At 54.4% G+C, this 26,932-nt stretch carries 23 protein-coding genes and 1 pseudogene; 4 read left to right on the top strand and 20 right to left on the bottom strand.

Features of this window, described 5'->3' with window-relative positions; genetic code table 11:
* Positions 1–204: 204 nt before the first annotated feature.
* The 3 genes and pseudogenes from ABJD00_RS04350 to ABJD00_RS04340 form a co-directional block, all read left to right on the top strand.
* Positions 205–1,023, top strand: coding sequence for a substrate-binding domain-containing protein (locus ABJD00_RS04350; protein ID WP_413848774.1), 819 nt, complete (start codon positions 205–207; stop codon positions 1,021–1,023).
* 296 nt (positions 1,024–1,319) lie between these two features.
* Positions 1,320–1,958: a VPLPA-CTERM sorting domain-containing protein gene (locus ABJD00_RS04345; protein WP_413848772.1), complete on the top strand. Its 639-nt coding sequence runs from the start codon at positions 1,320–1,322 to the stop codon at positions 1,956–1,958.
* 199 nt (positions 1,959–2,157) lie between these two features.
* A pseudogene (locus ABJD00_RS04340) lies at positions 2,158–2,687 on the top strand (transposase); the annotation flags it as partial.
* A 51-nt stretch (positions 2,688–2,738) separates the two neighbouring features.
* On the opposite strand, the gene ABJD00_RS04335 reads toward ABJD00_RS04340, so the two are convergent.
* The 20 genes from ABJD00_RS04335 to ABJD00_RS04240 all read right to left on the bottom strand — a co-directional run bounded on the left by ABJD00_RS04335 (position 2,739) and on the right by ABJD00_RS04240 (position 25,297).
* Entirely contained in the window at positions 2,739–3,446 is a 708-nt protein-coding gene (locus tag ABJD00_RS04335; protein WP_413848770.1) for an IS6 family transposase, read from the bottom strand.
* 153 nt (positions 3,447–3,599) lie between these two features.
* Positions 3,600–6,590, bottom strand: a complete 2,991-nt coding sequence (locus tag ABJD00_RS04330; RefSeq protein WP_413848768.1) for a calcium-binding protein — start codon at positions 6,588–6,590, stop codon at positions 3,600–3,602.
* 132 nt (positions 6,591–6,722) lie between these two features.
* Complete coding sequence (locus ABJD00_RS04325) at positions 6,723–7,619, bottom strand: sugar nucleotidyltransferase (protein ID WP_413848766.1); 897 nt, start codon at positions 7,617–7,619, stop codon at positions 6,723–6,725.
* A 49-nt stretch (positions 7,620–7,668) separates the two neighbouring features.
* On the bottom strand, positions 7,669–8,313 hold the full coding sequence (locus tag ABJD00_RS04320; RefSeq protein WP_413848764.1) for a sugar transferase: 645 nt from the start codon (positions 8,311–8,313) through the stop codon (positions 7,669–7,671).
* A gap of 26 nt (positions 8,314–8,339) precedes the next feature.
* On the bottom strand, positions 8,340–10,397 hold the full coding sequence (locus tag ABJD00_RS04315) for a hypothetical protein (RefSeq protein WP_413848762.1): 2,058 nt from the start codon (positions 10,395–10,397) through the stop codon (positions 8,340–8,342).
* A gap of 1 nt (position 10,398) precedes the next feature.
* On the bottom strand, positions 10,399–11,241 hold the full coding sequence (locus ABJD00_RS04310; RefSeq protein ID WP_413848760.1) for a glycosyltransferase: 843 nt from the start codon (positions 11,239–11,241) through the stop codon (positions 10,399–10,401).
* Entirely contained in the window at positions 11,238–11,780 is a 543-nt protein-coding gene (locus ABJD00_RS04305) for a glycosyltransferase (protein WP_413848758.1), read from the bottom strand. Before ABJD00_RS04305 ends, ABJD00_RS04310 begins: the two co-directional genes overlap by 4 nt.
* Positions 11,781–11,808: 28 nt before the next feature.
* On the bottom strand, positions 11,809–12,276 hold the full coding sequence (locus tag ABJD00_RS04300) for a UDP-N-acetylglucosamine--LPS N-acetylglucosamine transferase (protein WP_413848756.1): 468 nt from the start codon (positions 12,274–12,276) through the stop codon (positions 11,809–11,811).
* 95 nt (positions 12,277–12,371) lie between these two features.
* Entirely contained in the window at positions 12,372–13,619 is a 1,248-nt protein-coding gene (locus ABJD00_RS04295) for a glycosyltransferase family 4 protein (protein WP_413848754.1), read from the bottom strand.
* Positions 13,616–14,557, bottom strand: a complete 942-nt coding sequence (locus ABJD00_RS04290) for a glycosyltransferase family 2 protein (RefSeq protein WP_413848752.1) — start codon at positions 14,555–14,557, stop codon at positions 13,616–13,618. Before ABJD00_RS04290 ends, ABJD00_RS04295 begins: the two co-directional genes overlap by 4 nt.
* Positions 14,558–14,580: 23 nt before the next feature.
* Positions 14,581–15,891: a hypothetical protein gene (locus ABJD00_RS04285; protein WP_413848750.1), complete on the bottom strand. Its 1,311-nt coding sequence runs from the start codon at positions 15,889–15,891 to the stop codon at positions 14,581–14,583.
* A 3-nt stretch (positions 15,892–15,894) separates the two neighbouring features.
* Positions 15,895–16,872 (bottom strand): acyltransferase family protein, encoded by a 978-nt coding sequence (locus ABJD00_RS04280; RefSeq protein ID WP_413848748.1) that lies wholly within the window; start codon positions 16,870–16,872, stop codon positions 15,895–15,897.
* Positions 16,869–18,128, bottom strand: a complete 1,260-nt coding sequence (locus ABJD00_RS04275; RefSeq protein ID WP_413848746.1) for a Coenzyme F420 hydrogenase/dehydrogenase, beta subunit C-terminal domain — start codon at positions 18,126–18,128, stop codon at positions 16,869–16,871. Before ABJD00_RS04275 ends, ABJD00_RS04280 begins: the two co-directional genes overlap by 4 nt.
* A complete protein-coding gene (locus ABJD00_RS04270) occupies positions 18,125–19,396 on the bottom strand; it encodes an oligosaccharide flippase family protein (protein WP_413848744.1) in 1,272 nt (423 codons plus the stop codon). The genes ABJD00_RS04275 and ABJD00_RS04270 overlap by 4 nt, the downstream gene beginning before the upstream one ends.
* On the bottom strand, positions 19,368–20,615 hold the full coding sequence (locus tag ABJD00_RS04265; RefSeq protein WP_413848742.1) for a polysaccharide pyruvyl transferase family protein: 1,248 nt from the start codon (positions 20,613–20,615) through the stop codon (positions 19,368–19,370). The genes ABJD00_RS04270 and ABJD00_RS04265 overlap by 29 nt, the downstream gene beginning before the upstream one ends.
* A 180-nt stretch (positions 20,616–20,795) precedes the next feature.
* On the bottom strand, positions 20,796–21,398 hold the full coding sequence (locus ABJD00_RS04260; RefSeq protein ID WP_413848740.1) for a response regulator transcription factor: 603 nt from the start codon (positions 21,396–21,398) through the stop codon (positions 20,796–20,798).
* A gap of 248 nt (positions 21,399–21,646) precedes the next feature.
* On the bottom strand, positions 21,647–22,351 hold the full coding sequence (locus tag ABJD00_RS04255) for an IS6 family transposase (RefSeq protein WP_413848738.1): 705 nt from the start codon (positions 22,349–22,351) through the stop codon (positions 21,647–21,649).
* A 170-nt stretch (positions 22,352–22,521) separates the two neighbouring features.
* A complete protein-coding gene (locus tag ABJD00_RS04250; RefSeq protein WP_348190437.1) occupies positions 22,522–24,171 on the bottom strand; it encodes a hypothetical protein in 1,650 nt (549 codons plus the stop codon).
* Between the two features lie 68 nt (positions 24,172–24,239).
* On the bottom strand, positions 24,240–25,049 hold the full coding sequence (locus tag ABJD00_RS04245) for an efflux RND transporter periplasmic adaptor subunit (protein WP_348190434.1): 810 nt from the start codon (positions 25,047–25,049) through the stop codon (positions 24,240–24,242).
* The gene (locus ABJD00_RS04240) at positions 25,034–25,297 is read right to left on the bottom strand and encodes a hypothetical protein (RefSeq protein WP_348190432.1); all 264 of its coding nucleotides are present in this window, start codon (positions 25,295–25,297) and stop codon (positions 25,034–25,036) included. The genes ABJD00_RS04245 and ABJD00_RS04240 overlap by 16 nt, the downstream gene beginning before the upstream one ends.
* A 169-nt stretch (positions 25,298–25,466) precedes the next feature.
* Here ABJD00_RS04240 and ABJD00_RS04235 point away from each other — a divergent pair, with 169 nt between their 5' ends.
* Positions 25,467–26,459, top strand: coding sequence for a helix-turn-helix domain-containing protein (locus tag ABJD00_RS04235; protein WP_413848735.1), 993 nt, complete (start codon positions 25,467–25,469; stop codon positions 26,457–26,459).
* Positions 26,460–26,932: the final 473 nt, after the last annotated feature.

The raw sequence follows: 26,932 nt of genomic DNA, 5'->3' as shown, positions 1-26,932 counted from the left end.
GTTTGAGCCCAAAATGTCGAATGCTGCCAGGCGCCCGAACGTCTGCTTCAAAGAGATAGAGAATGGGCTTTTGCAAGATTGTATGTGGTTCAACAATTTGTTGTCTTTCGTGCTTTAGGCGTTACAAATTTTTAGTGCGCGAGAAGCCAAATCAGGGATTTCCTGGTTGCGTATGAAAGAGCGCAGCAAACCGGGAGTTGTTTCATGAGTCGTTTTCGCAAACTGTCTTTGACCTTGGCAGTTCTTGCTGTACCGGTTCTGGCCGATACAGCAGCCGAAAGGAGCGGCGAGACAGCTTTCCATGATCCAAAAATTGAACATGCGCCCGGTGATGGTATTGTCCGCTTGTATGGTGCTGGCGGCCCCCACACAGCGTTCCGCAGCGTGGCAAAAGTTTGGACCGAACGGACTGGGACTGAAGTCAAAGTAGTCGCCGGCCCAGAGGCCGATTGGACTGCGGAAGCACAATCCCAAGCAGATATTCTATGGGGCACGTCCGAACAATCTATGACCGCTTTCCTGCTGACATATACAGCATTCGATCCAGATAATGTTGAGCCGATTTATATCCGTCCCACTATTATTGCGGTGGCCAAAGGTAACCCTCTAGGCATTGAGAGTTTTGAGGATTTACTTGGAGAGGGTGTTCGCATCGTCGTCACTGAGGGAGCGGGTGTCTACAACACATCCGGCACGGGCACGTGGGAGGATGTGGCCGGTCGTCTAGGGCGGCTGGAAGATATCGCAGGATTGCGCGCGAACATTCAATCTTTTGCCTTGGGGTCGGGTGCCGGATACGCTGAGATTTCTGAAGGACGCGCAGATGCCTGGATCACATGGCCAAACTGGCCATTGACCAAAGAGGACCTTGAAATGATTGAGCTTGCTCCCGAGCGAACGATTTGGCGCGATGTAAACATCGTTCTTTCGCCGCGGGCCGATCTGGAGGCGCAGGCATTTCTAGATTTTCTTGTGTCTGAGGAGGCTCAGGAAATCATGGCGACCGAGGGCTGGGAGCGCTGATTGAAATGCAAAGCTTAATTGGAGGCATGGCAGCCAATCCAAGACCGAAAATTCAACAATAGCCAAATAATGGGTTGGTTCGACGTCCCGAAAGCTGGCATCAAATACCTATAGCTCAAAGGCAGCTCTACCTGTAGCAAGCGGTGGCTCACCTATACGAAAGAGTTAGTAGGATATCCATTTACCTGCCCCAAAACCTATTCCGAAAAGCTATGTCTTGGTTACTTCTGGGTGCGTGTTGTTAGTGTTTCGATTTCCTTGAGCGCGCATGCACTTTGTATCTCAAGAGGATAAAAATGGGTTTTAAATCTTTACTAGTTGCAGGTGCTATTGCCCTCGCTTCGACATCTTTGAGCGCAGTGCTTTCGCCCGCAAGTGGCGCGATGGCTGCCACGTTCGATCCAATTTACATCGAGAGTTCGGACAACCGTCCCGGTGCAACGGGGGACATTAGCGGTCAAAGCGATTTGGGTCTCATCGCTGCTGGATCCCATATAGGTATTGCAGGTCGGATCGTGACGGCCGTGGATACGTGGGAATTCCAGACGGACACCAGATGGGATATCCGTTTTATTGATTTGCCAATCGATGACCAGCTGTATTTTGACAGTTCGAATATCACCGATCCTGTTGGAGGTTTCGCTGACAACGCTGACACAACGACTGCGATTTTCTCGATATTTGATGCTTCAGACAACTCGCTTCTTTTCTCAAACACAATTACTGCGGCAGCATTTGGTGCCGGCACACAGAGCGAAATCGACTATACCGGGACCGCTGGTAGCTTCGTTCTTAAAATTGATGGCCAAAATGGTAGCCCCGGGGCTACCTACGACATAGGCATTTCAACGGTTCCGCTTCCGGCGGCAGCTTGGCTATTATTAGTTGGTGTGAGTGGCTTGGCAGCTGTGAAGCGTCGCAAAAAGAAAGTCTAGTGTGCCATCAAACATAACCTATTGGTAAAGGCGGTGTTAATACATCGCCTTTTTTGCGCTGGCATGGCTGTGAGTGGCCAAGACTAACGTGCAAATTCAGCACGGGTATCAGGCGTCTTTGTCCGCAGCCCGGTCGTAGGCTTGAGCCTCTCCCTCTGAAGTGGTCCGCCCCTATAGTTAGGAAAGCAGAGGACCAGAGATGGCCATTAAGAGCCCCAAGCCCGAAGAGATTGTCGTGAAGTTACGGCAGGTTGAAGTTCTGATGGGGCAAGGTATGCCCCGGATTGATGCAATCAGACAGATCAGCGTGACTGAACAAACCTATTACCGTTGGAAGAAGAAGTATGGCGGAATGGGCACGGAACAACTCAAGGAACTGAAGCGGCTACAGAAAGAGAACGAGCGTCTGCGTCGGGCGGTTTCTGACCTGACATTGGATAAGTTGATCCTGAAGGAAGCTGCATCGGGAAACTTCTGAGCCCCTCGCGTCGGCGGGCCTGCATCGACCATGTTCGTAGTCAGTTCAAGGTTTCTGAACGACGGGTTTGTCGCGTTCTGGGCCAGCACCGATCCACACAACGCCGATTACCACGTGGACGCGCTGACGAAGAACGCTTGGTCGAGGATATGATCGAGCTGACGCGCCAGTTTGGTCGATATGGATACCGTCGAGTTGCTGCCCTGTTGAGAGACGCAGGCTGGCAAGTGAACGACAAACGTGTCGAACGGTGCTGTCAGACCAATTCGAACTAGTCTCAGTTTGCCGCCGAAACCGTGAACTTAGGCGGAACAAATCTGACGCCACTCAGCGAGAGCGGCGGTTCGGTTGAGCTTGAAATTATCTCTGTTGTAGAGATGGCGCTCCTGGTTGAAATGGTTGTGAACTGAAGAGTGGACTGCGGCAAATTTCTGCAAGCATCGCATTTGTCTGAAGCGGAGCATTGCCCGTTCTCGTCGTCGAAACGGCAGGTGAGAATTCTCAGCCCGATTGTTCAACCAGCGGCCCGTTTCCTGTTTCGTTACGTTACCAATGTCCTTCATCGCGGCACCATAAGATCGGAGTTTGTCCGTAACGATCACTTCTGGGTTGCCGTATCGCTTCATTGATTTTCTGAGGAATTTCAATGCCGCTTTGCGGTCTCGGCGCTTGGTCACGTAGCTTTCCAGCACTTCGCCTTCGTGGTCCACAGCCCGCCACAAGTAATGCGTCTCGCCGTTGATCTTCACAAAAACCTCGTCGAGGTGCCACTGCCAGTTCGAATAAGATCGCATACGACTGACCCTGTTTCTGCGGATCTCTGCCGCGAATATCGGCCCAAATCTGTTCCACCAATAACGCACAGTTTCGTGGCTGATCTCGATGCCGCGCTCGTGCAGGAGACCTTCCACGTTCCGCAGCGATAGCGGAAACCGAACATACATCATGACGGCCAGACGGATGATCTCGGGGCTCGTCTTGAAGTAGCGAAAGGGGCTGCGTTTTGTCATCCTGAGACGCTAAGTGCTCGCCCTGCCCGCCTCAACAAGTTTTCTTCTGACAGTGCCATCCCAAGAAGCTACGGATCCGCCCCGCCCGCCTCAAGCCAGTTTCCTCTGACAATGCCCAATCTGACCCTTGGTTTTTTCACTTGCAAAAAGCACTCACAAAAAGACCAAGTCAATTGCTTCGGCTTGTTCTGATGTCAGACCACAAAAAAGAATGGAATCTGCTTCCCCATAATCAAGACGAAGTCCCCGGTCATCTTCAAGCCAGCTGGATTCCCCCTCGAATATTCCACCCAGCCAAACTGTATCCTCCAGTATATCGAATTTTCTGACTTCGTCTTGGCCATCGTTGAGCCGGAACTCAAAAACATCAGCACCTGCGTCGCCGTAGAGGCTGTCATTTCCGGCGCCGCCGTTCAGAATGTCAGCCCCTTCTCCTCCGCTCAAAACGTCAGCCCCATCGCCGCCAAAAATGACATCATTTCCATCGTTTCCGAACAGCCTGTCTGATCCGGCATCGCCGCGCAGGATATCGTCTCCGAACATTCCGTTGATATGATCATCGCCTTCTGCTCCGGATAAGATGTCGTTGCCGATATTGCCGGTGATCCGGTTGTCGCCCGTACTACCTACCCCGGTGAAACCTCCATCGCCGAAAAAGACCAGTTCCTCGACATTCTCAGAGAGTGCGAAGTCCGCAGAGGCATGGACCACATCATAACCCTCACCGGCGTATTCAATAATGGTGTCAAAAGCGTCTGTGACCTTATAGGTGTCATCGCCCGCACCACCGTAGGCGATATCCGCACCGGCGTTCCCGGACAGCAAATCACGCCCTGCCCCACCGTACATCACATCATCACCCTCACCAGGGCACAATACATCGTCTCCATCACCGCCGAAGACCAAATCATCGCCCAGACCGCCGTGCAGCTTGTCGTTGCCTGCGCCTCCGTACAACTCGTCCACGCCATCGTTGCCATGCAGCTTGTCATGCCCTTCGCCGCCAAAAATAATGTCGTTGCCAGCCCCGCCCATTAGATTGTCGTTACCCGCCTGCCCGTCGATAAGGTTATCGTTTTTGTTACCTACGATCATGTTACGCAACTCGTTTCCGGTGCCGGTGCTCGCCGCGGAGTTCTTATCCAGCCATAGGTTTTCGAGACCAGAGCCTAAAGTGAAATCCACCTTGGACTTAACTGTATCCGTTCCACTGCCGCCCTCTTCGGACACCACATCCGCAGCGTTATCCACGAAGTATATGTCATTCCCGGTTCCACCAAACATCTGATCGGCACCTGCGCCGCCGTCCAAAACGTCGTTGTCCGCTTCGCCATAGATTACGTCGTTGCCGTCCTGTGCACGGATGAAGTCGTTTCCTGCACCGCCATAAATGTCATCATCACCACGACCCGAAAAGATCTTGTCTCGTCCGCCATAGCCAAGAATGACATCGTTAAGGCCGTCTGACCCATCGATCTGCGTGCCATCTGCATCAGTAAACCCGACCATGTGGTCGGCATCGATGCCACCTTGAACCGGAGATGTGTCAATTCTCAAAACCGCAGTATCAGACACACCGCTACTGTTGCTGATGGAATAGGTAAGTTCCGCAGAAACGTCACGTGGCAGTTGCCCAGGCGTGACCGCCACACGACCGTCTCCGAGATATGTGACGATCTCTCCATTTTGAAGAGTTAGCGTGCCAAGAGCAGCGACTTCGACACCGTTCAGGTGGGTCAGAACCAATGTATCACCATCAGTCACCTTGTCGTTGGCGAGCAAATCTATAATGGTCTGTTCGCCCTTCGCGGCCAGTTGCACTATGTCATCTTCCGCGATTGCAACCGTTACTTCCGGCGCTCGGATCAGAACCGTAGAAGATGTGTCGATGCCCAAAAACGGATCGACACCGCGGGTATCCATTGCGCCGTCATTGCTGGATACTTTAGGCGCCTCGGCAAGCAGCTCCATCTGAAGGTTACCGTCGGCATCGGTCACAATCTTGTAGAAACCGCCAGCGTTCGGCGTGCTCGCATCAAGGTCATGGTCGGTGCTGTTCGCCCCGACATATACGTTGCCATCGCCATCGACGATGGTTGCCCCAAAGGCACTGGAGGGAATGCCAGATTTGAGCTCACCATTGACTATCGTGCCGGTGATGGCCTGTGTGGTAACGACCGGCTCCCCTCCTAGGCTGACCTCGGAGATATCGATCGCAACCAAGGTTCCCGGAAGACCAGTTGAACCGCCATGCGCTACACCGAAAAATGTCTTCGTCTCTGCGTTGTAGGCTAAATCGGCCAGGCCTTTAGTCGAAACCCCGAGCGACGGCATGCTAACCGTTTGACTGACCAATGACCCATCCGGGTTTGTAGCAGACAAATCGTAAACCACCGCAGTGCTTAAGCTGCCATTAAATGTCCAGAGATTGCCCTGATCGTCCACGTCACCAATATACGAGCCCATGCTTCCGGGGGAGACAACAAATGTCGCCCCTGTCGCATCCATGGCAATCAGTTCATTTTTGGATATCGTTTTTCCGACAGCATCGATACCATCCGACCGTGCGATGCCGTAGATCAGGTCATGCTCGGCAGAGTAGCCAATCGCATTTACGTTAACTGCGGCCGGTGTTTCCGTCTCTGTATAGCCGTTGGTCTCGAGATCGAATTTTACCAGTTGTCCATTCAGCACTTGATAGATGAAGTTCTGACCAGGCGCGAATGCGTTGACCGTCACATCCTCACCTAGAAAAGTCATCTGGCTCACGTAAGAAGGAATGACGCCCGAAGTGTCGATTGAACTACCCGACCCAGAGTTGACGTCAGTGATTTTGAACTCAAGCTCCGAAATCTCCCCAGTTCCCACGAATTCGAACGTGTAGGTCTCAAATACACCGCCTTCGTGATAGAAATTTCCAATGCTTTCGCCGTTGTAAAATACTTCGACGGTTACATTCTGCACATCTGCAGCAAGGTTCGCTGCAAGATTGAAATCCAGCTCGTAGGTAACGTTCTGTACGGTCTCGACCGTTGTCGACAACACGGGCGTGCCATCCTCTTCGACTTCGCCGATCCAATAATCTGATACGGCATATTGGTCGAATGTCAGCTTATCACCGATGTCCTGAAGCAAGTTTTCCATCTTGGGTCTTTCCTATTTATTCTGCGATCCATTCGGGACGCGTCTTGATTTTTTCCGCAGTATTGAAACAGTGCTGCCACCTGTAGGTTTGTCCGTTGGGGAGATGTCGGAGTGTGTCTGAAAACTGAGGGGTCAGGTCGGCAAAGCCGCTGATGCCCGAGCACCATTGCGGACAAGCGCGCTCAGCATTGAGCCGTAGGCGGTTTTGCCCAACTGAAGCATGGCGCTCTCCACGGAATCGCAAGAGCTCCACCCATGGCTGAAGGCCGCGCCATCCGGTGACCCGAACAATTCCCCCGTCCGCTGAAATCGCTGAACGGCCTGCCCCGCTTCAAGCAACGCATCATGGGTACCGGCATCAAACCACATGATCCCAGCGCCGAGCCTTTGAACATTCAAGGCTCCTTCTTCAAGGTAGCTTTCGAGTAGTGTGACAATTTCCAGTTCGCCTCGCTCAGAAGGCTTTAAGGCGCGAGAACGGCGCGGCGCATCTGCATCAAGGAAATAGAGACCCGTGATGGCGCAATTGGACAGGGGATTGCGCGGTTTTTCGACAATACCCGTGACACGGTTGCCTTCGAAAGTTGCTACACCGAAGCGTTCCGGATCCGTTACCTCGCAGGTAAAAATGGTTCCGCCGGAAAGTGCCGCATTCGCGGCAACCAGATGTGGAGACATGCCATCCCCCAGAAACAAATTGTCGCCAAGCGCCAGCGCAGAAGGCGCACCATCAAGAAAGTCTTCAGCCAGCAAATAGGCTTGCGCGATACCGTCCGCTGTCGGCTGCACGATCCATTCCAGTCGAATTCCCCATTGGCTCCCATCGCCCAGCAGCCGTTGGAAAAGCTGTTGATCTTCCGGCGTGGTGATGATGGCGATTTCGCGGATGCCAGCCTGCATCAGCACGGTGAGGGGGTAGTAAATCATCGGCTTGTCATAGATTGGCAAGAGCGGCTTGCTGACACTATTTGTGATCGGTCTGAGGCGTGTACCTTTGCCACCGGCGAGAATTATTCCTTTGCGTTGCATGGTGACGCTCTCCTTCGATAAAATTTTTAGGTGCGATGGGCGGCCTGGGTCAGTAGGCACCTCTGCCGCTCAGAACTGCGCGAAAAGTCATCAGCAGGATCACTGCGTCAGTCTGAAAGGACACTCGGCGCACATAGTGGAGGTCGAGCGAGATCATCTCTTCAAACCCGATGTCGGCGCGACCGGATATCTGCCATAGGCCGGTGATGCCGGGCAGAACTGTGTGACGGAGATGTGCGTGATCGGGATATTCCTCAACCTCGGACACGAGGGCCGGACGAGGGCCAACAAGTGACATATCTCCCAAAAGCACGTTGAAGATTTGTGGCAGTTCATCAAGCGACAAGCGCCGCAGCACGCGACCAACCGGAGTGATACGAGGGTCACGCTTTACTTTCAGGCAGATGCCGTTCCGATCGCTGAGCTTCTCGACTTCTGCGCGTCGCGCATCAGCGTCCTGATACATAGAGCGGAACTTGAACATCTTGAAGGTCTTACCATTCAGGCCGACGCGCTGTTGCACGAAGAATACCGGGCCGCGCGACGTGCAGGAGACGGCAACTGCAATCGCAAGAAATACCGGCCAGATCGCCAGCAGACCCAACAGCGACAGTGTGAAATCCATAATGCGCTTAGACCGCCCACCGGACTGTACAGTATCGAGGCGAACGGCCTCAATTAATGTTGTGGTCATAGTTACTACTCCAAACTGCTTAAAACTCAGGTTCTGACTGCCAACCAGGGGTCTCTAGCCAATGCGTTGCGCAAGACTGCGACGCTGCCATTGCGCGGCAGGCTGTCCAGTCGGTCGATTTGAGAGATGATTTCCAACCGCTCATCAGAAGGTTTGATAGCAAGCACCGCGACTTCCGAATTGGATAGGATAAACTGGGCCGAAAGACGGTCCTGAAGGCTACCCGCAGAGACGACCACGACGTCAAATTCACCAGAAACTCCCTCGAGAGCCGCCCGGACCATAGGGGCTGAAACACCCCGGTCTTTCAGGGTATGGTCATTGCCCGCGCCAATTTCAAAAAGGTTATCCGCACCATCGACATCACAAGGTTTGACGACTGTCCCAGAGAGTAGATCGCTCCAACCTGCATTGGCCATTTCGGCATCCTGCCCCTCAAGGTCGGCTTCGATGAAAAGCGTTTTCATACGCGCCCGAGCAAAGCTCTGAGCCAGCGCATGAGCAAATTCAGTCGTATCGCCGGCGTTGGCACGGGTGATCGCGATGACCGGTGGTTTACCGACCAGCCTTGGCTTTCTGAGGTTCTGCAATTGCAGCTCGTTGCGCAGTAGATCAGACGCATAGGGGTCGGTTGCGTCGGCAGCAGAAACTTGTAGGACCGGCAACCGGTGCTCGAATGGCACAAGCGTTTCGGCAAATCTGACACGACGTTCGCGCAGTGCCATCGCCAACGTCATCGCCAATGCAAGGAAGGCACCCGCCATGCCGCCGCCAGAAATCATCATTTTGCGGGTATCTTCCGCGGGATCGACCGGCGTCGACGGTGGAGACATTACAACCGCGTAGCCCGGCAATGCCCGACCAAACTCAAGACGGATGACTTCAAGCGCCCGACGGGTTTCTTCCAAAAGCCCTTCGGCTTCACCAATTTCGTTTTCGATATGGTCCAGTTCGATGCGACGGCGATTGAGATCGCGCGCTTCTTTACGTGCGAAGTCGAGTTGGCTTTTTACCTTAATGTATAGTGCTTGAATTTCGGCAGTCGTGGTGTCGTCCCCGCCGGTGGTGACATCGGTTAGGGCCCCGGTCTGGCCAAGGACGCGGATCTGCTCGCGGCGATCTGACATTGCCTTTTCGATCACAGCTATCTCTTCGACTTTGGCGAATTCTTTTTGCTTAAAACGCATGTTGGAATGATTTTCGTAACCGGCACGTAATCCGGCCAGTTCACTCATCAGTTTGGCACGCTCAAAGCTCAGATCGGCCATGGCGCGATCCAAAAGTGTCGCCCGCATGATCTCCTGATTTGATGTATCGGCAGAGGCTGGCGCGCTGTTGGCCTCAAGAGTCGCCAGCGTTGCTGCAACCTCGGATTTACGACCCGCGAGCGCATCAATTTGAGCGATTTTTTCTATATGCGCTTTGGCCAGTGCGTTCAGGCCAAACTCTCCGCCAACCTCAAGCTGATCTGATCTCAGCTTTGACAGTCTGGCGGCCAGTTGAGTTTCCCGTGAGCGCAGTTCGGACAAACGCACCGAAGTCCGCGCCTCTTCCGCTTCTGTTTTTAATGCCAGATAGGATTCGATCAAAGCGGCCAGTTTCTGGCTCGCAAATGCGGCTTCCTTGCTTTTTGTTTTAAGCACGATCAGGCTGTCAGAACGTTTTATTTCGATGGACCCCGCAAGGTCCTTGGCCTTTATACCGTCGGCAATGTCAGGCCGCTGAACTACGATCTGCTCCAGAGCACGTTCCATGACCTGATGCGACGCAACATAGGTGGTTTCAGCCTTTACAAAGCTGTCGAAAGTTTTGAGAACCGAATCCTCACCCGTCGCATAAAGGATATTGGATTCCTGAGGATAGACGCGCAGGATCGCTTGAGATTCATATAGTTGGACACCCGAAAAATAGCCCACCGCTGCAAATGCCGGCGCCAATAGAATTGCCCCCGCCACTGCTGTGCGCCAACGCCCGCGCATGGCGCGTGTCAAAGCTGCAATGGGATTGGGTTGAGGCGTATCTTGAGGGACTGGGACATAGGTGTCCTGCGAATCCTCTGCCGGGATTGATGCTGCGACATTCATTTCAGGACACCACCCTCGTGGTCAGATCACGTCCCCAATGGCCCGATTTTCCCGACGGCCGAATGGCCAACACGAACCGCGCTGCAGTGTTGACTGATAAGTAGACAAATATCGAAAAAGCGCCGTTCGGCTGACGCAGGGCGCGTCCGATGACTGCCTTCACGCTGGAGCCTTCCGATTTACGCAGCCCCATGGCCTGAACTTCGCGCGCCCCGCGCAAACTACGACATCTGACTTTAAACAGGCTCGAAAGTCCCAGCGGAGCACGTGCAACGAAACGGCATTCTTTAACGAAGGCCGTTTCCTCGATGGCAAAACTGCGCCGGATGTATTCATCGTCTGCGGTGATTTCAGGCAACGGGAAAACCACTTTTGCGGCCTCTGCCGACAATGCAAAAAGGCCACCAAATTTCCCTCGATCGAAGTAGGGGTTTGTGCGCCAGCCTTTGTAATATGCCCGCACCAAATGAGACGCTTCGCTTGCGCGCACATCCATGTGCCCGCAAGCAGCCAGCGCAGTGCCCTCAAGGATCGGAACGATGAGTGACGTCAGAGACTCTGCAGTCACATCCAGATCCGCGTCGAAACAAATGACGGGTTTGTCCGGGTCCGCCTCTTTGTATCCCAGATTCAGCGCGTTGCACTTCCCAGCCTTGCTGGTTTCGATGACAACCGCCTGTGGCATAATTGATCGCGCTTTAGCGGCTGTTGCGTCAGTACAAGCATTCGCAATGACAACGATCCGAAAATCAGCAAGCGACATGCCCCGCGACATATGCAGAAGCGTTCTTTCGATCACAGCGACTTCGTTGAATGCGGGAATGAGTATGGTCGCCAAAGTCATGCTGCTTCGCTTCCTCTCGACACTTCACTTAATGAGAAAGCAGGCTCATCTTTCCACACGAAATTCCTTATCTCGCGGATCAGAGGGTCGAGCTCGCCCGCAACGTCGACAGATTGGTCGCGCGGCATTGGGAAACTGAGCGCACGCGCAACGTTCAGCGCTTGATGCAGGGCTTCGACATCTTGAACAATCGAGACATTCGAAAGACGCGCCATCTCTTTGGCAGTATCTAGCTGATGATCATTCCGATGTTCCCCGAATTTTGCCAATCGCGGCATAAGGATAACCGGCAGCCCCAGTTCTGCGGCTGAAAGGATTGTCCCCATGCCCGCGTGAGCTACGACCAGGCGGGCAGAAATCATGTGATCTCTGAATTCGGCTTGGCTGAGATACGAAACGGTTTGCATATTTTGAAAACGACGGGTGCTCGCACCTGCCTGCGCAATAACTTTTACGCCTTGGTTGCGTGCCGCCCAGCTATCCATACCACACAGCAATCGACCAAAAGGCAGTTGAGTTCCGACAGTCGTAAAGATCACGTCTTTCTCCTCAATTCAGGTTGGCAATTCAGATGACTGCGCCGCGGTACTCGGCACCGGTCAATGCGGCCACGCCAGGCCATTGCGACAGCACGCGGTCGGCAACTCCTATCGAGAGTCGCGCCGAAATCGACAGCTCGCGCGCGTTGGCGATCGAGTCGATGAACATCGTGCGAGCGCCAATCAAACGCGCCATGCGGATGGCAAGAAACCCACCCGCAGCGCCTGTCGAAACGACCACGTCTGGCCGCAGCCAGAACACGATCAACGCAAGACGGAAAACGCAGTACAACAGACGGAGTGGTGTTTTCTTATTGGCGTCAGGGTAAACGTGAAGTTGTGACGCACCGACGTGTTCCACTGCTGTTGCATCAGTCGTTGCAAAGTGCACATCCGCGCCGGAAAAAGCTGGCGCAATACGTCGCATCTGAACCCAATGCCCTCCTCCCGAAGATACGGCGAGTACGATTGGGCGTGATTTTTTTCGTCCGTGCATTTGGGTGATCCTGATAACTTTTTTCGTTGGCACTTTTTAAGGTACCCCGGATCAACTCTTTGATGTTAGTGCGTAAAAGGCTACTTTCAGGAAGCTTACGGAGTAGCGGTGCTAGCTTTTTGGATAGAAGTTATTGCAGAAGGATATTCGAGAATACCCTTGTAGACAGCAAACAGCCCATTTGCCTTTGCAGACCAAAGTCCCTCGCGCAAAACTTTGCTACATGCCCCTTTTCCAAGCCGCGTTCTGAGCGCAGGCGACAGAGCAAACTTGCGCAGTGCTGCGCCGATATCCTGTGAGAACTGGATCGGCTCTGTTACCGGAATGCGCATACCGGATGATGTATCGATGATACTCGAGGGACCGCCCCGATCGGCGGCGATTACAGGCAGGCTGTGACGCATGGCCTCGTAGAGAACCCCCCCCGCGGGTTCACGGAAAGACGGAAAACAGAATACGTCATGTGACGCGTAAAGCTGCTCGACCTCTTCGCGGCCAATCTTGCCCATGAACTTAATACGGTCTGCTACGCCCAGCCGCCCCGCTTCCGTGCGACAGATTTCGATCTCTTCACCGGCGCCTGCGCTGGTCAGTGTGACGCCCGGTAGGTCTTTTAGCATCGCCATTGCCCTGACCGTATCCCGCAGGCCCTTTGTTCGAACGCCGCGACCGACATGCAGTACGCGGAGCTGTCCGATCCGCCCAGTCCGCAGCCTTTCTTGCTCGACGCCGTCAATGCCAAGTTCAAGAACGGGCTCGAACCGGCGGAACGGAATATCGGCGAGAACATCTTTGACGTATGGCGCGACCCCGAGGATGCAAGCGGCACGTGAATAAGATTTCCTCAACCACGGATCATGGCGGAACCGATACTGATCAAGCGCGCGAAGACGCGTAAAAAATGGAGCGTTTGCGGCTTCATTGCGAAATGCCTCCGGGGTGTCGAGAGCACCACCTAAAGGTCCTATGAGGTAGGGAATTTTGAAATGCCTCAGAGGCGACGGATAACGCGCAGCCTGAGGCATCAGTTGATGCGCAATATCGAAATCTTCTCCAGCAAAGATTGCAGATTTTATCCACTTCCGTACATGGCGGGAAAACACCGGCCACGCGGGTTTAAGCATCGCATTCAATCGTTCGTTTCTGCGCGCCCAAGTCGGTTCCGGCCATGTCACGACATGTGCATTTGGCAATTGCTTGGCTAGATCGGGCCGGCCAGGCCGTTGGAACGCCAGTATGGTTACATCCGTGATCCTAGAGAGCGCATCAGCCCATTTGAACGCAACAAACGCCTCACCTACGTCCGTGGCATCAACATTGGGCGCTATTAGAAGAACTTTCACGAGTGCTTAGCCTTGTGGGTCGAGTTGCTAGGCCAGGCCCTGCGAAAATTCGCCGATACCATTCCAAAGTGGCGAGCCCGCTCAGCGGCTCCGGGACGCTTGATCAGGCTGGAGAGTGCCCAAAAAGCGGCTCTTGAAATATTGTGCAAGGTCAAAAGGGCATAGCACAGAATACCAGCAACCCATCCGCCATGTTTGAGGTGCAGACGGGTTGTTCCCTCAGTCATGAGGACATCCCGCTTGTGACTCAATTTGCTGACGGACCCGTTTCCGAAATGCGTGATCGATGGTATCGGCGTGAAAACGATGTCCCAGCCCGCATTGCGAAAACGTCGGCACCAATCAGTTTCTTCACCGTAAAAAAAGAATGCTTCATCCAGAAGACCGACCTGCGCCATTGCGGAGGAGCGCACAAACATCGCCGCGCCAGAAATGACATCGACCTGTCGTTCCGAAGACCGATCCCATCCTGTCATCCGGTAAGCATCGAAGCACCGGAATCGAGTCAACCCAAGGGTCTGCATTGCCAGAAACCCCAAGGAAGGAAAGGAACTACAAGAGGGCTGCACAGTGCCGTCCGTGTTCAAAACCTTAGGCCCCATAACGCCGCATAGCGGGTTTTCGTCCAGCCAAGTGACTGCATCCTGCAGCACCGTCCCGTGCACTAACGTGTCAGTATTCAGCAACAGAACATAGCGACCGCGAGCAAGTCGCAGCGCCAAATTGTTCCCTCCCGCAAACCCCAGATTGGATTTGCTTTTCATCAACCTAACTTCCCGGAATTCACTGATGACCATATCGCAAGAGCCGTCGGTCGATGCATTATCAACGACAAGCACCTCTGCTTTGAGGTTTCCCAAACCGGCGTGCACGGAACGCAGACAATCGCGCAGCAGATCCTGCGTGTTCCAATTGACGATGACGATCGAAAGATCCATGGGATTTCCTTTACTCAATAAAATCAGAACAGGCGCGCCGCAGGCCTGAATGGCAGTATAAAGCTGGCCTCCGTCATGCGACCCTTTTTGGGGTCGGGCTTTGCGTCCAAAAGCCAAGCTCCCGCTCCAATCAAAAACAGAAACAGCACAAAAAGCGCGTTCCACAAATGAACCGTGGCCGCAGCTACCGTGATGCCGAACAGAGTGAACGCCCAAGCGTGACGGGCGCGCCGCCATTCTGGTGGTAGGTTCTTGCGCTGTCCGACCGTCCAGACCAGACCAAGCAGCAAGGCCAAAAGCAAAAAGAGAGCAGGCAAACCATATCTCACAGCCGTAACCAACCAGAAGTTGTCCATGCTGTCTGACATCCACACAGGCCGCACCCAGTCGCCAAGCCCAATCCCAAATATCGGATACCGCGCAACTTCGGCGCTACCAAATTCGAAAATCAGGATGCGGTTGTAGGCGGATTCTCGTGAAAAGGTGAAATTATTCACAAAGACATGAAACGGCGATTTCGTCGAAAAGAGGTCAATCGCAATGTATGCCAATGCAAACAAGCTAAAGAGAGCGGCCCACCTGCCCTGCACGTCGCCAAGCACGCGTTGCCAGGCACATACGAACCCTTGCATCATCAGCACAAGGTAGGGCCCGCCCGACGCCGACATAAAAGTGGCGAGCACCACACCGACGACTTTTGCCATCCCTGAGAAATTCATCAGTTGACGTTTGGCTATCACAAAATAAGCAAGCGAAAAGGATGATGCCGAGAACACACCATATAGGATCGGGTGATCGAATGGTCCAAACGTACGCTCGATCCCCATGCGTGGCTCAATATAGGGCGCCATGGGTCCACCTACGGCTCCGGAAATGCCATCGTGCAAGATGTGAATAGCGGTCAACGCTTCGGGAACCGTAAACACGAGTGTGGCGAGGACCAATCCGACATAGGCCCGCGCCATGGCCGCGAAATCTTCATATGACCGGATGTACAGGCGGCCCAAGAGGTAGGCACCAGCAAATTCGACGATATAGATGCCGCCAGATTCGATGCCCTGCGCCACGCCACCCCAATTTATCAATGCCAAAAGGGCCCATCCGCAGTGCGCTAAAACGAGAAAATCGAAAACATGCGCTCGCCCTCGGCGACCGGACACAAGATCCAAAAGCATTGGCAGGATCATGACAAGCAAAACAACACGATAGGCAGAGAGCCTCAACCCGCCAAGGTTCACCGACACGGCGGTCGGCAACATCATCGCGATGAAAAAGAGCGCAACCGGGACAGGTACGCCGAAAACTGTTTTTGATGCTGCGCCGGTCTGGGTCATTTTCTACAACACCGAGCGGCGCGCGCTCAGGCTCGGCCGTTCAACAAGGTGCCAACTCAGGTACGCCAACGGAATAGTGCACAGAACGGTCACTACGGCCAGCACAGCTGGTATGACCCCGGGGGACAAATGAACAATCGCCTGAGACACCGGCCAACCGTAGATATATAGCCCGTAAGACGTATCGCCCCGTAGGGTCACAATCGGCGCGTGCATGATGAGTGTCAGCATGATCAAAGCGACTGGAGCAACGGCGAGTTGCCATGGCAATAGAACCGTAAGACCCAAGCAGACAATGACGACACTGGGCGTCAGTTGGATATGCTCACGATAGAGATAGGCTGCGATGCCGAAAGCGAAGGCCGCAAAGAGCGGCGCAAAGACACCAAGGCGTCCGGGGATGAGATCGTGAAGCAGTGCCCCTGACACCGCGACAGCCAGCAGGGCAGCAACCGCCCACCTGTTGTACGCGCAGCCCGCCCAAACAAAGCAAGCACATACACAATATGCCGCGACCTCATAGAACAGGCTCCAGAGCGGGCCATTTACCACTTCGGGGAAAGGGTTGCCGGCGAAGGCACCGGGCAGACGATGTTCGATCGACACCAGAGAGAGTGCCCGGAGATACCAAATCATCATCTCGGAAAACCGCGGCACAGCACCGCTTGCCAACGCAATAGCAAGCGTAGCGAGCAGGGCAACACTCAGGCCAGGCAGGATTCTGCGCGCCCGCGCTGTCCAGAAACGTGTCTTCCCACTGCGTGTTGCACTGCCCGTGATGAGCATGCCGGACATAAAGAAAAAGAGCCCCACCGCCCAACCGCCAAGCGACCGCCCCGTCAGCCCTTCAAGCGGTTCAGGCGTGCCGGGCCCCAAGGCAAGCGGCCAAGCATGGCTGATGATAACCGAAACAGCCAGAACGACCCGCAGCACATCGAGATTGCTGGAGCGCTGGGAACGCAATGCCTGCCCGAGCGTCATTGGCTACGCCTCGCGACGACAACCGGCCGCCAGAGTCTTTCGCGGAAAACACGTTTCCAAGTCCCGAGCACCGATTGCACTTTTTGCCTGAACGACAGCTTGAGCCACAGCCCAAAAATCTGCTGACCGCGATCCACAGGGGCTACCATCCCAAGCACACGCATAGCCACACGACGCCCCCAGACAGCCCCGTGCGTGGCGCTCAGATTGGGCTGAGCCCGCGCAATGACATCCCGCGATTGGGCATCAGCCACCAGCACGCCCGCGGCGATGGCCGCTTCGACGAATGCCACTCCGCGGGCGGTGCGTGCCACGATCAGCGAGCGTCCGGCATCGATGTCGCCGTCTGGCGGTGCATGCCACGGGTCACCCACAGAGATATCCGCGAAAGCGCCAGTGTGGTCAGCACAAACCCGGCAGCGCCAGCGGCGACTTGATTGCAGGATTTTGCCCCACCCTTCGGCATAGGTGACGCCTTGGCTGACAGAACGGACGCCCGCTCTGTCCTCCCATTCTGCCTGCATGAGCCCTGGCCAGCCCTTGCCGCGGTAACGCAAGTCGGTCAGGCGCGCGTTTTTTGGCACACCCAGACGATCCAGAAGGCTTTGAGTTGCCGAAAGGTTTGGCGCCCCGGCACAGAAGATCGCTATCGTAAGCGGGATTTTCCTTCCCAATTGGGGGTCGGTTTGCATGGCCTTACTGACCGATGCGACATCACAAGGTTTGCCGACAAAGGCAATTTGCTCATTGCCTTGTCTAATCTCACCAATGGCTTCGGCAGGGCTTGCCTGTGCGTAGCGAGACCCTGCTCCGCGCATCAGGCCATCCATATCTCGGCTGATGACCGCTTCATTCAGGCGCGGGTCCTGCGGTTTGGCAGCCACATGAGCGACGCCGGATGCGACACCGCTCATAAGCGCGAATTGCGACAAGGCCGTAACCGCACCACCGGATGATCCGCGGTGCCGAATCTCGGCATCGCTGGCCCACCCTTCCCATGTTGCAAGCACTGGCCCCCACGCCTGATCAATTTCGTCTTGCAGGGAAAGGCTGTTCCAGTCCGTGCCGCCACCTGCACAATAGTTTGCGGCCGCAACTGCCGCGCGCTGGCCTTCTGCGGATGCATCAACCACTGGACGGCGTCCATGTTCAGCATCGTCCACCATCTTGATAAATTCAGGAAAGGCACCGGCGCAGCCACCACACCCGGTGCACAGATTGCATGCGACAATTTTCGAAATCGGGTCCGTGGTCATACCAAGGCCTCCTGCAGGTCAAGTCTTTGGGTATGGGTTTTAGCTAATTGTATTGCGCGCAGCGTGGCCCCCGCCTCGCCCAGCGCCGCAGCTGCTGCAATCGCCGTCAGAGGCCCGCCAAGAAACGCAAAGACACCTACCGGCAAAAGAGCGAACGCCCGAAAAAGATTTGCCCTAGCCGGATCGCCTGTGCGCCCGCTCGCGATGGCAAGTTGCGAATAGGGCGTTCGAAGAATTCGGAACCCCGCCGCACATCCAAGCGCCAGCGCCAACACGCCGCTTGGCTTGAACTCAGCGCCATAAATGACCCCAATGACAGATGGCGCCAGCGCCGCGAAACCTGCGACTATTGCGCAAGCCAACATCAGATGAAAGCTTGCAATTGGTTGCCAAACCTCGGCCAAGCAGTTGTCACGAAATGCTTGACGCAGGCGCGGCAGCACAAGGGAGGCTGCGGCCCGTCCAACGATCTGGGCAGGAATGAGCGCCAGCTGGAGCGCGACACCGTAAAGTGCAAGTGTTGCCCAATCATAAGCGCCTGCCACGATCAGCCGATCAGCGTAGAAGGTAAAAAACAACAGGATTGCATTCAGCAATAACGGCGCGCCAAAACACCATGAGCGCACCATCGTATCTGCATCAAAACACAGTCGGTACTGGCGGTGCGCAACAAAGTGCGACAGCACCGTATAGGCCACCGCATGGGTGACCAGAACCAATGACATGGCGCGGTGATCATTTGTCAGCCATGCGGCAGGCAAAACGCACACAGTCATGGCGAGCGTTGCTCCCGCTTCGACCATCGCCATCTTGGCGTAACTGCGCTGTCGTTCAGCCCGCCGATAATCCAGATGTACGAAACCGCGCAAGAGCGGCACAAACGCCAGCAACGCATAGCTCGCCGTGTTGGGTCCATCCGCAAAACTGCCCGCCAAAACCGGCGCGATTGCGACAATCAGCAGGCTGGTCAAAACGCCGCGTGCGATCAAGACTCCCTGGAGCCTTGACTGAAGTGTCGCTGAATTCCCGTCGGGCGCTTGCAAAAGCAGCCGGTCGACGCCCAGATCGCTTGCCATTTCAACCAGCCGGACGGTCAACGCGAGCATCATCGCCTTGCCCAGTTCGTCGGGACCCAGAGTCCAGGCGAAGGCAATAGACCGTCCAAGTGCTGCTGCTTCCGCGAAAACAGGCGTCGCCCACGCAAACGCGCGACCAGAAGACCTAAGCCTAACCATCAGATTAAATCCCGCACTGCCGTGCGATTTCATCCATTTCGCCAGCGGCGCGTGCGCGAATACCGTCCAACCGGGACCTTAGCCCTGCCCGGTCCATTTCCCGCGCCGAGAATGATGCAACAGCGCGGTCAGCAAGCGCGCGCGCATCCAGTTTGCGCAGGTCAGCCACATCCTTGCCGATGTCACACTCATCAAAAACGCCCTGAGCCTTGTCCGTGTAGCCCAAGCCAAGTGTAGGGACGCCCGATGAAAAAGCCCCAATCGTTGCATGCATACGTGCGCCAGCAAACCAGTCCAGTCGAGCAAGAATCCATTTCAGTTCCATAGCACTGGGCTGGCCTTCAACGATGCGCACCCTGCCTTCTGCAAGCGCGCCAAGGCGACGTAACAGTACCCGTGCCGCAGCAACATCGCTTTCAGGCTCGTCTTCGTTTTTATGAACATGTGGCACCAGTAACAGCCGCAGTCTTTGGTCAGATTCCAAAAGCCCCCGAGCGACCGCTTCGATCTGGTCTTGATGCGACGCAGCAAGACCAAATGTTTGGCGTGATGCCGCCTCATCGTTGCACAACAAACCGGAAACGTTCAGCCCTGCCAAGGGAAACGCCCGATCAGCAACAAGCCATGACCGCAGATTGATGTCCAAGCTGGTAGGCTCTGCTTGTGACAAAGCGACAGCAACGTCCACACCAAGGCGATGGCGTTGCGGGTCGAAGTCGCGGCCCAGCTTTTCTGCGAGGAATGCATGGCTTTGAGCGTCCCTGACCCAGATCGCCGACGCGCGGCGCAAAATGTCTACGGCTTCGGCCGCCATGCCCTTATCGCTAAAAGGACCTAACTTCTGGGGCAAAAGGATCAGTGGGACACGCGCATCCAATGCCATACGCTTTGTCATCGCCATAGCTTCAAACCTCTTGCGCCCGTAGATATCGGTAAAGCTATCGCCACCGGAGATGTCCAACACCGCATCGGACCGCAAAATTGCCCGTGCTGGCGGGCTGGCCGCGCCACCGATACGCATCATTGCGTGCGCCGTGCGCAGGTTGTCGCCGCGCCAGAAGCGGCGGTTATGGGTCAAGCCAACGAGCTCGACCTTAGTGTAACCCCAGTTTGCTTGACGTAACCCGCGACCGTGATCCGCAACTGTCATTCGAGAGGCTCCACGTTCTACCAGTCCCGCGACGACTGAGTGACATAAGGCGCTTACGCCTTGGTTTCCGGTGTCCGGTGCAGCATTAAGCAAAGTAATCATATGAACTCTCCAATTAACGTACACTTCTATACTTGAATTGTCAGAATTGGTTGGTTGCGCATCGGTACAAACGAAATAGCAATTGGCTAGTATCTTCTATCCATTTGGATAGCCCAAATACTCAAAAAAGATTATTCAGTTCTAAACCGCCCGCATCTTGGGGACCAAGTAAATGAAACCCTAAACCAAATTTAAATCGCGGGCGATCATTGCGGCATGGGTCCTGTTTTTGGCTCCCAATTTACGGCTCAGCGTCTTGGCATGTAACTTTATCGTTGCTTCGCCCAGTTGGCAGTCGTTGCCAATTTCCTTGTTTGACTGGCCCCGACATATACCTTGTAGCACTTCATGTTCGCGGTCGGTCAGCGAATGGTTGGAGTTGTCATCAGTCTTTCGCATGAAATTAAACGGGGCATAGATCTCTCCAGAGACCATGAACCGCGCTGCACAGATCATGGATTTAGCACCCAATGTCTTGGGAACAAAACCGGCGGCGCCAAGCGAGATCGCTTCTTCGGCAAGGATTTTCGTCGTTGTCCCAGATATTAATGCGACGGGCTTAGTGTTGTTGACAGCGATCATGCTCTGCAGCCCTACAAGGCCACACATACCAGGCATATTGTAATCTAATAGGATCAGATCAAACGTGCCTTCCTTCTGAACTATTTCCAAAGCCTCAAAGAGCGATCCGGCTGTGGCAGCTTCGCAGTTCCCCTCAGCAATCAAAACCGTCGCAATGGATTCGCGTACAAGGTCATGGTCGTCTGCTATCAATACCCGCACGTGGCAACTCCTGATTACTACCGTCCAGCTACTGCACGCCAAAAGGAAAATGGTATAATTTGCAGTATTCAACCGCACGGCAGTCGGTTTTTGGTTGTAACACAATTAGCGTCGGTTCCGGCTCTATTCCATGCCCATTAGACCCTGGGAAAAGGGCATACGTATACCAGACCTATACAATAGTATGATGCTGCTGGTGCTGCCAGACTAATTCGAACCAGTCTCCGCAAGTACAGTGACACTGTCCATTAATTCACGCCAAGACCACGCCACTCAGCCAGAGCGGCGGCGCGGTTGAGCTTGAAATTTGGTCTCGTTGAAAGGCTGTGTTCCTGATTAAAGTGATTGTAGACTGAAGCGTGGACGGATGCGAATTTTTGCAAACTTCGCATCCGTCTGAACCGAAGCATCGCCCGTTCTCGCCTTCGAAGTGGCAGGTGTGAGTTTTCTGCTCTGTTGTTCAGCCAGCGGCCCGTTTCCTGTCTGTCTGCAGCGCCCATCTCCTTCAGAGCAGCGCCATACGATGCCAGCCCGTCCGTCACGACCACGTCAGGACTGCTGTGCTTACGCATTGCTTTCTTTAAGAATTTCAATGCGGCTTTCTTGTCGCGTGCCTTCGTGACGAAGTTTTCCAGGATTTCGCCTTCATGATCGACAGCCCGCCATAGATAATGTCGCTCGCCGTTGATCTTCACGAATACCTCGTCCAGATGCCAGCGCCACTTGCTGGATTTCATGCCCGCAATCCGCCGTTTTCTGATCTCGGACGCGAACATCGGACCGAACCGATGCCACCAAAATCTCACAGCTTCATGGCTCACATCAATACCGCGCTCATGCAGCAGATCTTCCACATTGCGGAGCGATAATGGAAACCGCACGTACAGCATCACTGCCAGTCGGATTATCTCACGGCTCGTTTTGAAATAGCGAAACGGATCAAGGTTGGTCATCCGGCGAGGTTACAAACCCGCCCTGCCCGCCTCAACCCGGTTTCCTCTGACAGTGCCGTGCGGGATGAACCGGTCAAGCTTACTGGCGACGACATTGATCGGTTGGTAGCGGACATTCGCGTAGCGGGCGACCGTGACCGCTGGTCGCCCTGATCTACTACACAACTGGTTTAATCGCCGCTTCCAAAGCTTGGTCCCGCCCCATCCAAGGCACCGTCCTGAAGCGTGAACGTGTTCAGCCAGACCTGAGTATCCACTTCCACTTGCCGAGGGCTGTCTTCCGCCGGGAACCGCATTGGCTGTCCCGGCAATGCGCCGGTGGCCTCATTATCGCGTTTTACAAACACTCCGTTTACCATCACATGCGGAAGGCCAACGGGTGGGATACCCTGCATTTTGGCCGTATAGTCTGATCCCGGTGCAACGGTTTCAGGGTCAAAAATGACGATGTCTGCCGCCATGCCTTCCTGAATTCGCCCACGTACATCCAAAAACTTGACACCAGTACCGCCCATGTGAAGGGCGGGCCAATAGCTGAGTTGCGACAAGGTGAACATCAACTCGACATCATTGTCGCGTGCCAGTTTCAAAACCGTAGAGTGACTGCCCGAGGTTCGCGGGTGGCCCGCAAACTCTAAAGGGTCGCCATCGTGACCGAGGTCTTCAGAGTGCCACATGCCGTCACTGCCAACCACCATGTGTGGCACCCGGAGCCATTGCGGCAACCATTCTTCCCGGGCCGGGTTAAAGACGATGACCGTCCGGCCGGGATCGTCAGCAGAGATTCTGACGTATTCTTCCTCCGACAGGAATTTATCCTCACTGGGGTCGAACATGATGTCTTTGTATTCGAGCCCCAATGCCCCGACAGCTTCGGGTTTCAACTGATCGGATGCAATCGAGGTCGATCCCGCCGTGTAAGGATAATACTCGGACCACATGTTCAGACCCTTGGCGCGGGCGAGCTGGAGTTTTTCTTCGATCTCCCACCAGCCATAGTCATTGTTGTGCGCATAGAGCAGTGGCGCATCAAGCAGATACGCGTTGGTGAAAACTTCATCAAAGCTGAGTGGCGCCTCTGGGTTGTGAGCGGATGTGTGAAACCGCCCGTGAACCGCGGTCGCACGCCCATAGCGCGCCGCTGTTCGCTGGAGTTCAAATTGCTCGTAGGTGCTGATACCAGCACCGGCATAGCCCACTGTCGAACCTGCACACAGACCGCCTTCCTGAAGCCCTTTGTCGACGATTGCCATGATCTGATTGAGTTGCTCGACGCTCGCCCGGGTGACAGACCAGTCGGCAACGTCATCTTCGGCGCTGGCTTGCGCGCGTAGTTTAAAGACTTCAGCCGCATCAGCGGGCTGGTCGACGGTGAGACCGTCCATGACGACCATGCGTGCAAGTTCATGCGATACGCATGTGCCGTAATTACTTGACCAGTTTCCCTCTTCCCTTGCATACCAATCCGCGATGTGGATGGCACCGACCTCGGCGTCATAAGCAGTCGTGACACCGTCCATCATGCTCATGTTGACCGCAAATTTCTGGCTTGAATGGGTGTGGCTGTCGATGAAACCCGGCGCAAGGACGTGGCCTGTCGCGTCAACAACGTCATCGCCGTCAATCGGGTCCGTCGTGATCTTGACAATCCAGCCGGCGCTGATCCCGACGTTGGTGATCTGATCAAACCCGGTTTCCGGATCCATGACCCGGCCATTCATAATCGCAACATCGTAGGTTTGGGCAAATACCAGTGCGCCGCTGCACAACAATGTGGCTAGGGCATAAGGCGCGCAGTTAAGGGTTTTCAGTTTTCGCATATCTGTGTTCTCCCGTGAAAAAATAGAATATCGGCGTCTTTTTCATTCTGTTGTTGTTTGTTCAGTGACTATCTTTCAAAGCCCGATCCGGTCACCAATAACCCGGGCCGGAGAATTCGGTCAGGGTTCGCAAATTCAACCAGAACGAGCTGGGTTCCATTCTCTGAATTGATCTCGTAGCCGCCGGAAATCAGCTTGCCCTCATGTGGATACTGCGCGCCATTAGGCAATGAGATTACAACGATCTGAGAAGCCGCAATTTCTGCCTCGGTTTCTCCGGCACTCATGCGGGCAAACACCCGGTCATATGGAACTTCAAACTGAACATGGATCGGGTCGAGTTGGACCAGCGTTGAGATCTCCGGCCCTTCATCAATGTTCACGTTGGCATTTTCACGATATTTCGGAGCCGACATTTGACCGTCAAACGGCGCATAGAGTTTCTGGATCGATAGTATAGCCTCGGCCATTTCGAGGTGGGTATTGGCGGCCCGGTGGTCGGCCCTGGCCTTGTCTGCAGCGTGTTTGGCGGCATTGTAGGAGACCTCAGAAGCGGCCGCGCTCTGCCTTAGTTTTTCTTGCCTCTCAAGGGCCTCGTTGGCGCTCGCCATGTTCGTAGTCGCCTTATCGAGAGCTATTTTGGCAAGTTCGACGTCAAACTTCTTGAATACTGTGTCAAACTCGACAAGCAAGTCGCCCTTCTGGACCAATTGTCCCGTCGTGAAATGCAGACGGCGGATCTTGTTGCTGACCTCAGCGGAAACATCCCACGAACGCGCAGGCACTACGGTGCCTTCCGCAGTGGAGGTAAGGGTTTGTGCATGTGTTGCGGCTCCGGCAATGATCAGAGCCGCGACAATACTCACGAGACGTCGCATGGATTACTCCAATGTGTTCTTGTAGATTTTGCCGTTTTCATGATCAGCTGGATGGTCTTGATCCCCCGCTCCCGCGACTCGGCATCGACGAGCACGTTGGCGTTCTCGATCCGCTCCTCGTTCACTCCGTCAAATATGTGAACGTTGGTAAACAAGGTTTGCTCGGGTGTATTCTGAGCCAACGCGCTGGTCGCAAAGGTGAGCTGAACAAGGGTAAATGTGATCCCAAGGAAAGAGGAGTGGCGCATGGTAATTTCCGTTCTCCAGAAGTAGTTGCATGAGTGATCCAAACCTGAACCTTAGAGCAACAAGGACTGCAATACTTGACATTACGAACGGACGAAGCATTTTCTTTGTACCCATTGTCAACTTTCTCAAGCAAGCTGGAGTCTTCGTTGCAATGACGACATTTCAGACATGACAGTCCCGTTGATCACAGCATCGATGGCAAAACTCTTTGCCGACATGGCCTTGTCGCGTGGCTATGATCCTGCGCCAATTCTTGAGAAATCAGGCATTGACCCAGCTTTGATAGGCGAAGCCGACGCCTACATTCCTATACAGGCTTGGTATGATTTTGCTGAAGCGGTATCCAGTCTCCTTGACGATCCCTACACTGGTTTTAGCATCGGATATTCTCCTGAAAACAACAGGTTGCCGAATCTTAAGGCCGTAGAGCGGGAGAGTGCGGCTCTTGGAGAGGTTTTTACGGCCCTGATTGTCGACACCCGCAGAATTCTGACCGGCAACGCGTACCAGCTGACGCTTGACGAGTCCTTTGCAACGGTAAAATCTAGACGCAATTTTTGCCCGACAAGCCCACCGCGACAGATCGATGGGTTTTTCGTGGGTTTCATGATGCGTATGTTTCGTGAGCATGTCACGGGCCATTGGCGGCGCTGGGACCTGACAGTCACGGTGTGCGACCCTAATGCCATTCCTGAAGAAGAACGGCAGCGTTCGGTGTTCCAGAAAGGCGACCCGATTGGTGCAACATTCCAGTTTCCCGCAGAATGGTTGCTGATGCGCTCTGGAAAAAATTCATCCAATGCAGAGGTTGGGCAAAATCGCCTTGATACCGATTTCATGAACGGCCTGCGCGGTGTCATTCAATCGCAACTCAACGATCCCGGTATTTCAATCGAAACAGTCGCTAAGCAATTAGCCCTATCGCCCCGCCAACTTCAGACGCAACTTTTTAAACTCGGGAGCAACTACACTCAGGAGTTAAAGAACCTACGCCGCGCCGCAGCGTGTCAACTGCTGACCGATGGTAACATTAGTGTAGCAGCCGTTGGAGAAGCCGTTGGCATCCCCGATCCCACAGCGTTCAGCCGGGCTTTTAAATCCTGGACCAGTGTTTCCCCGCGACGGTATCAGCAGGAAAAGTGTAGCAAGGCCAATTCATAGGAGACTCTTGGCAGCACAAGTTGCTTTTTAACTGATCACAAGCAAAGGAGAGCTTCGGCTCATGGCTTGCCACACCCCATTTTTGGCGAAAGTATTTGGTCGTGGTCTTTGTGACTTCAAGTGTCGAGTTAGGCTTTGGTTGGTCGCGACGCAGCCGCAGTAATCCGCGCTGGATGGCCGCTCTGGGCTGCTCACGCAGACCGATGCGATGCTGCAAGTGCAAAGAACACCAGATACACTGGGTCTCCTTCGGGCTCAAAGCGGTCTTGCGGCGGTGCAGCAGAGCAAGCTTGGACTGTGCACCATAAGCAGTCATTCCCGAAATACAGAATTTTCAACGCTTTCAGAGGCGTGGATCAATGAGCGGACATTGGGCTGTTCGGAGCGGTCGTTGAACCACGGAATGGGTATTTTGTCATTCCATGGTAAAGTCTGACGGCATTGAAGGGAGTTCAGTTATGAGAAAAGGCATT

This window comes from Tateyamaria sp., from assembly GCF_039945315.1.
In the GTDB taxonomy this organism is placed as follows: Bacteria; Pseudomonadota; Alphaproteobacteria; order Rhodobacterales; family Rhodobacteraceae; genus Tateyamaria.
The sequence above is the reverse complement of the archived record's forward strand: the minus strand, read 5'-3'. Positions and strand labels throughout refer to the sequence as shown.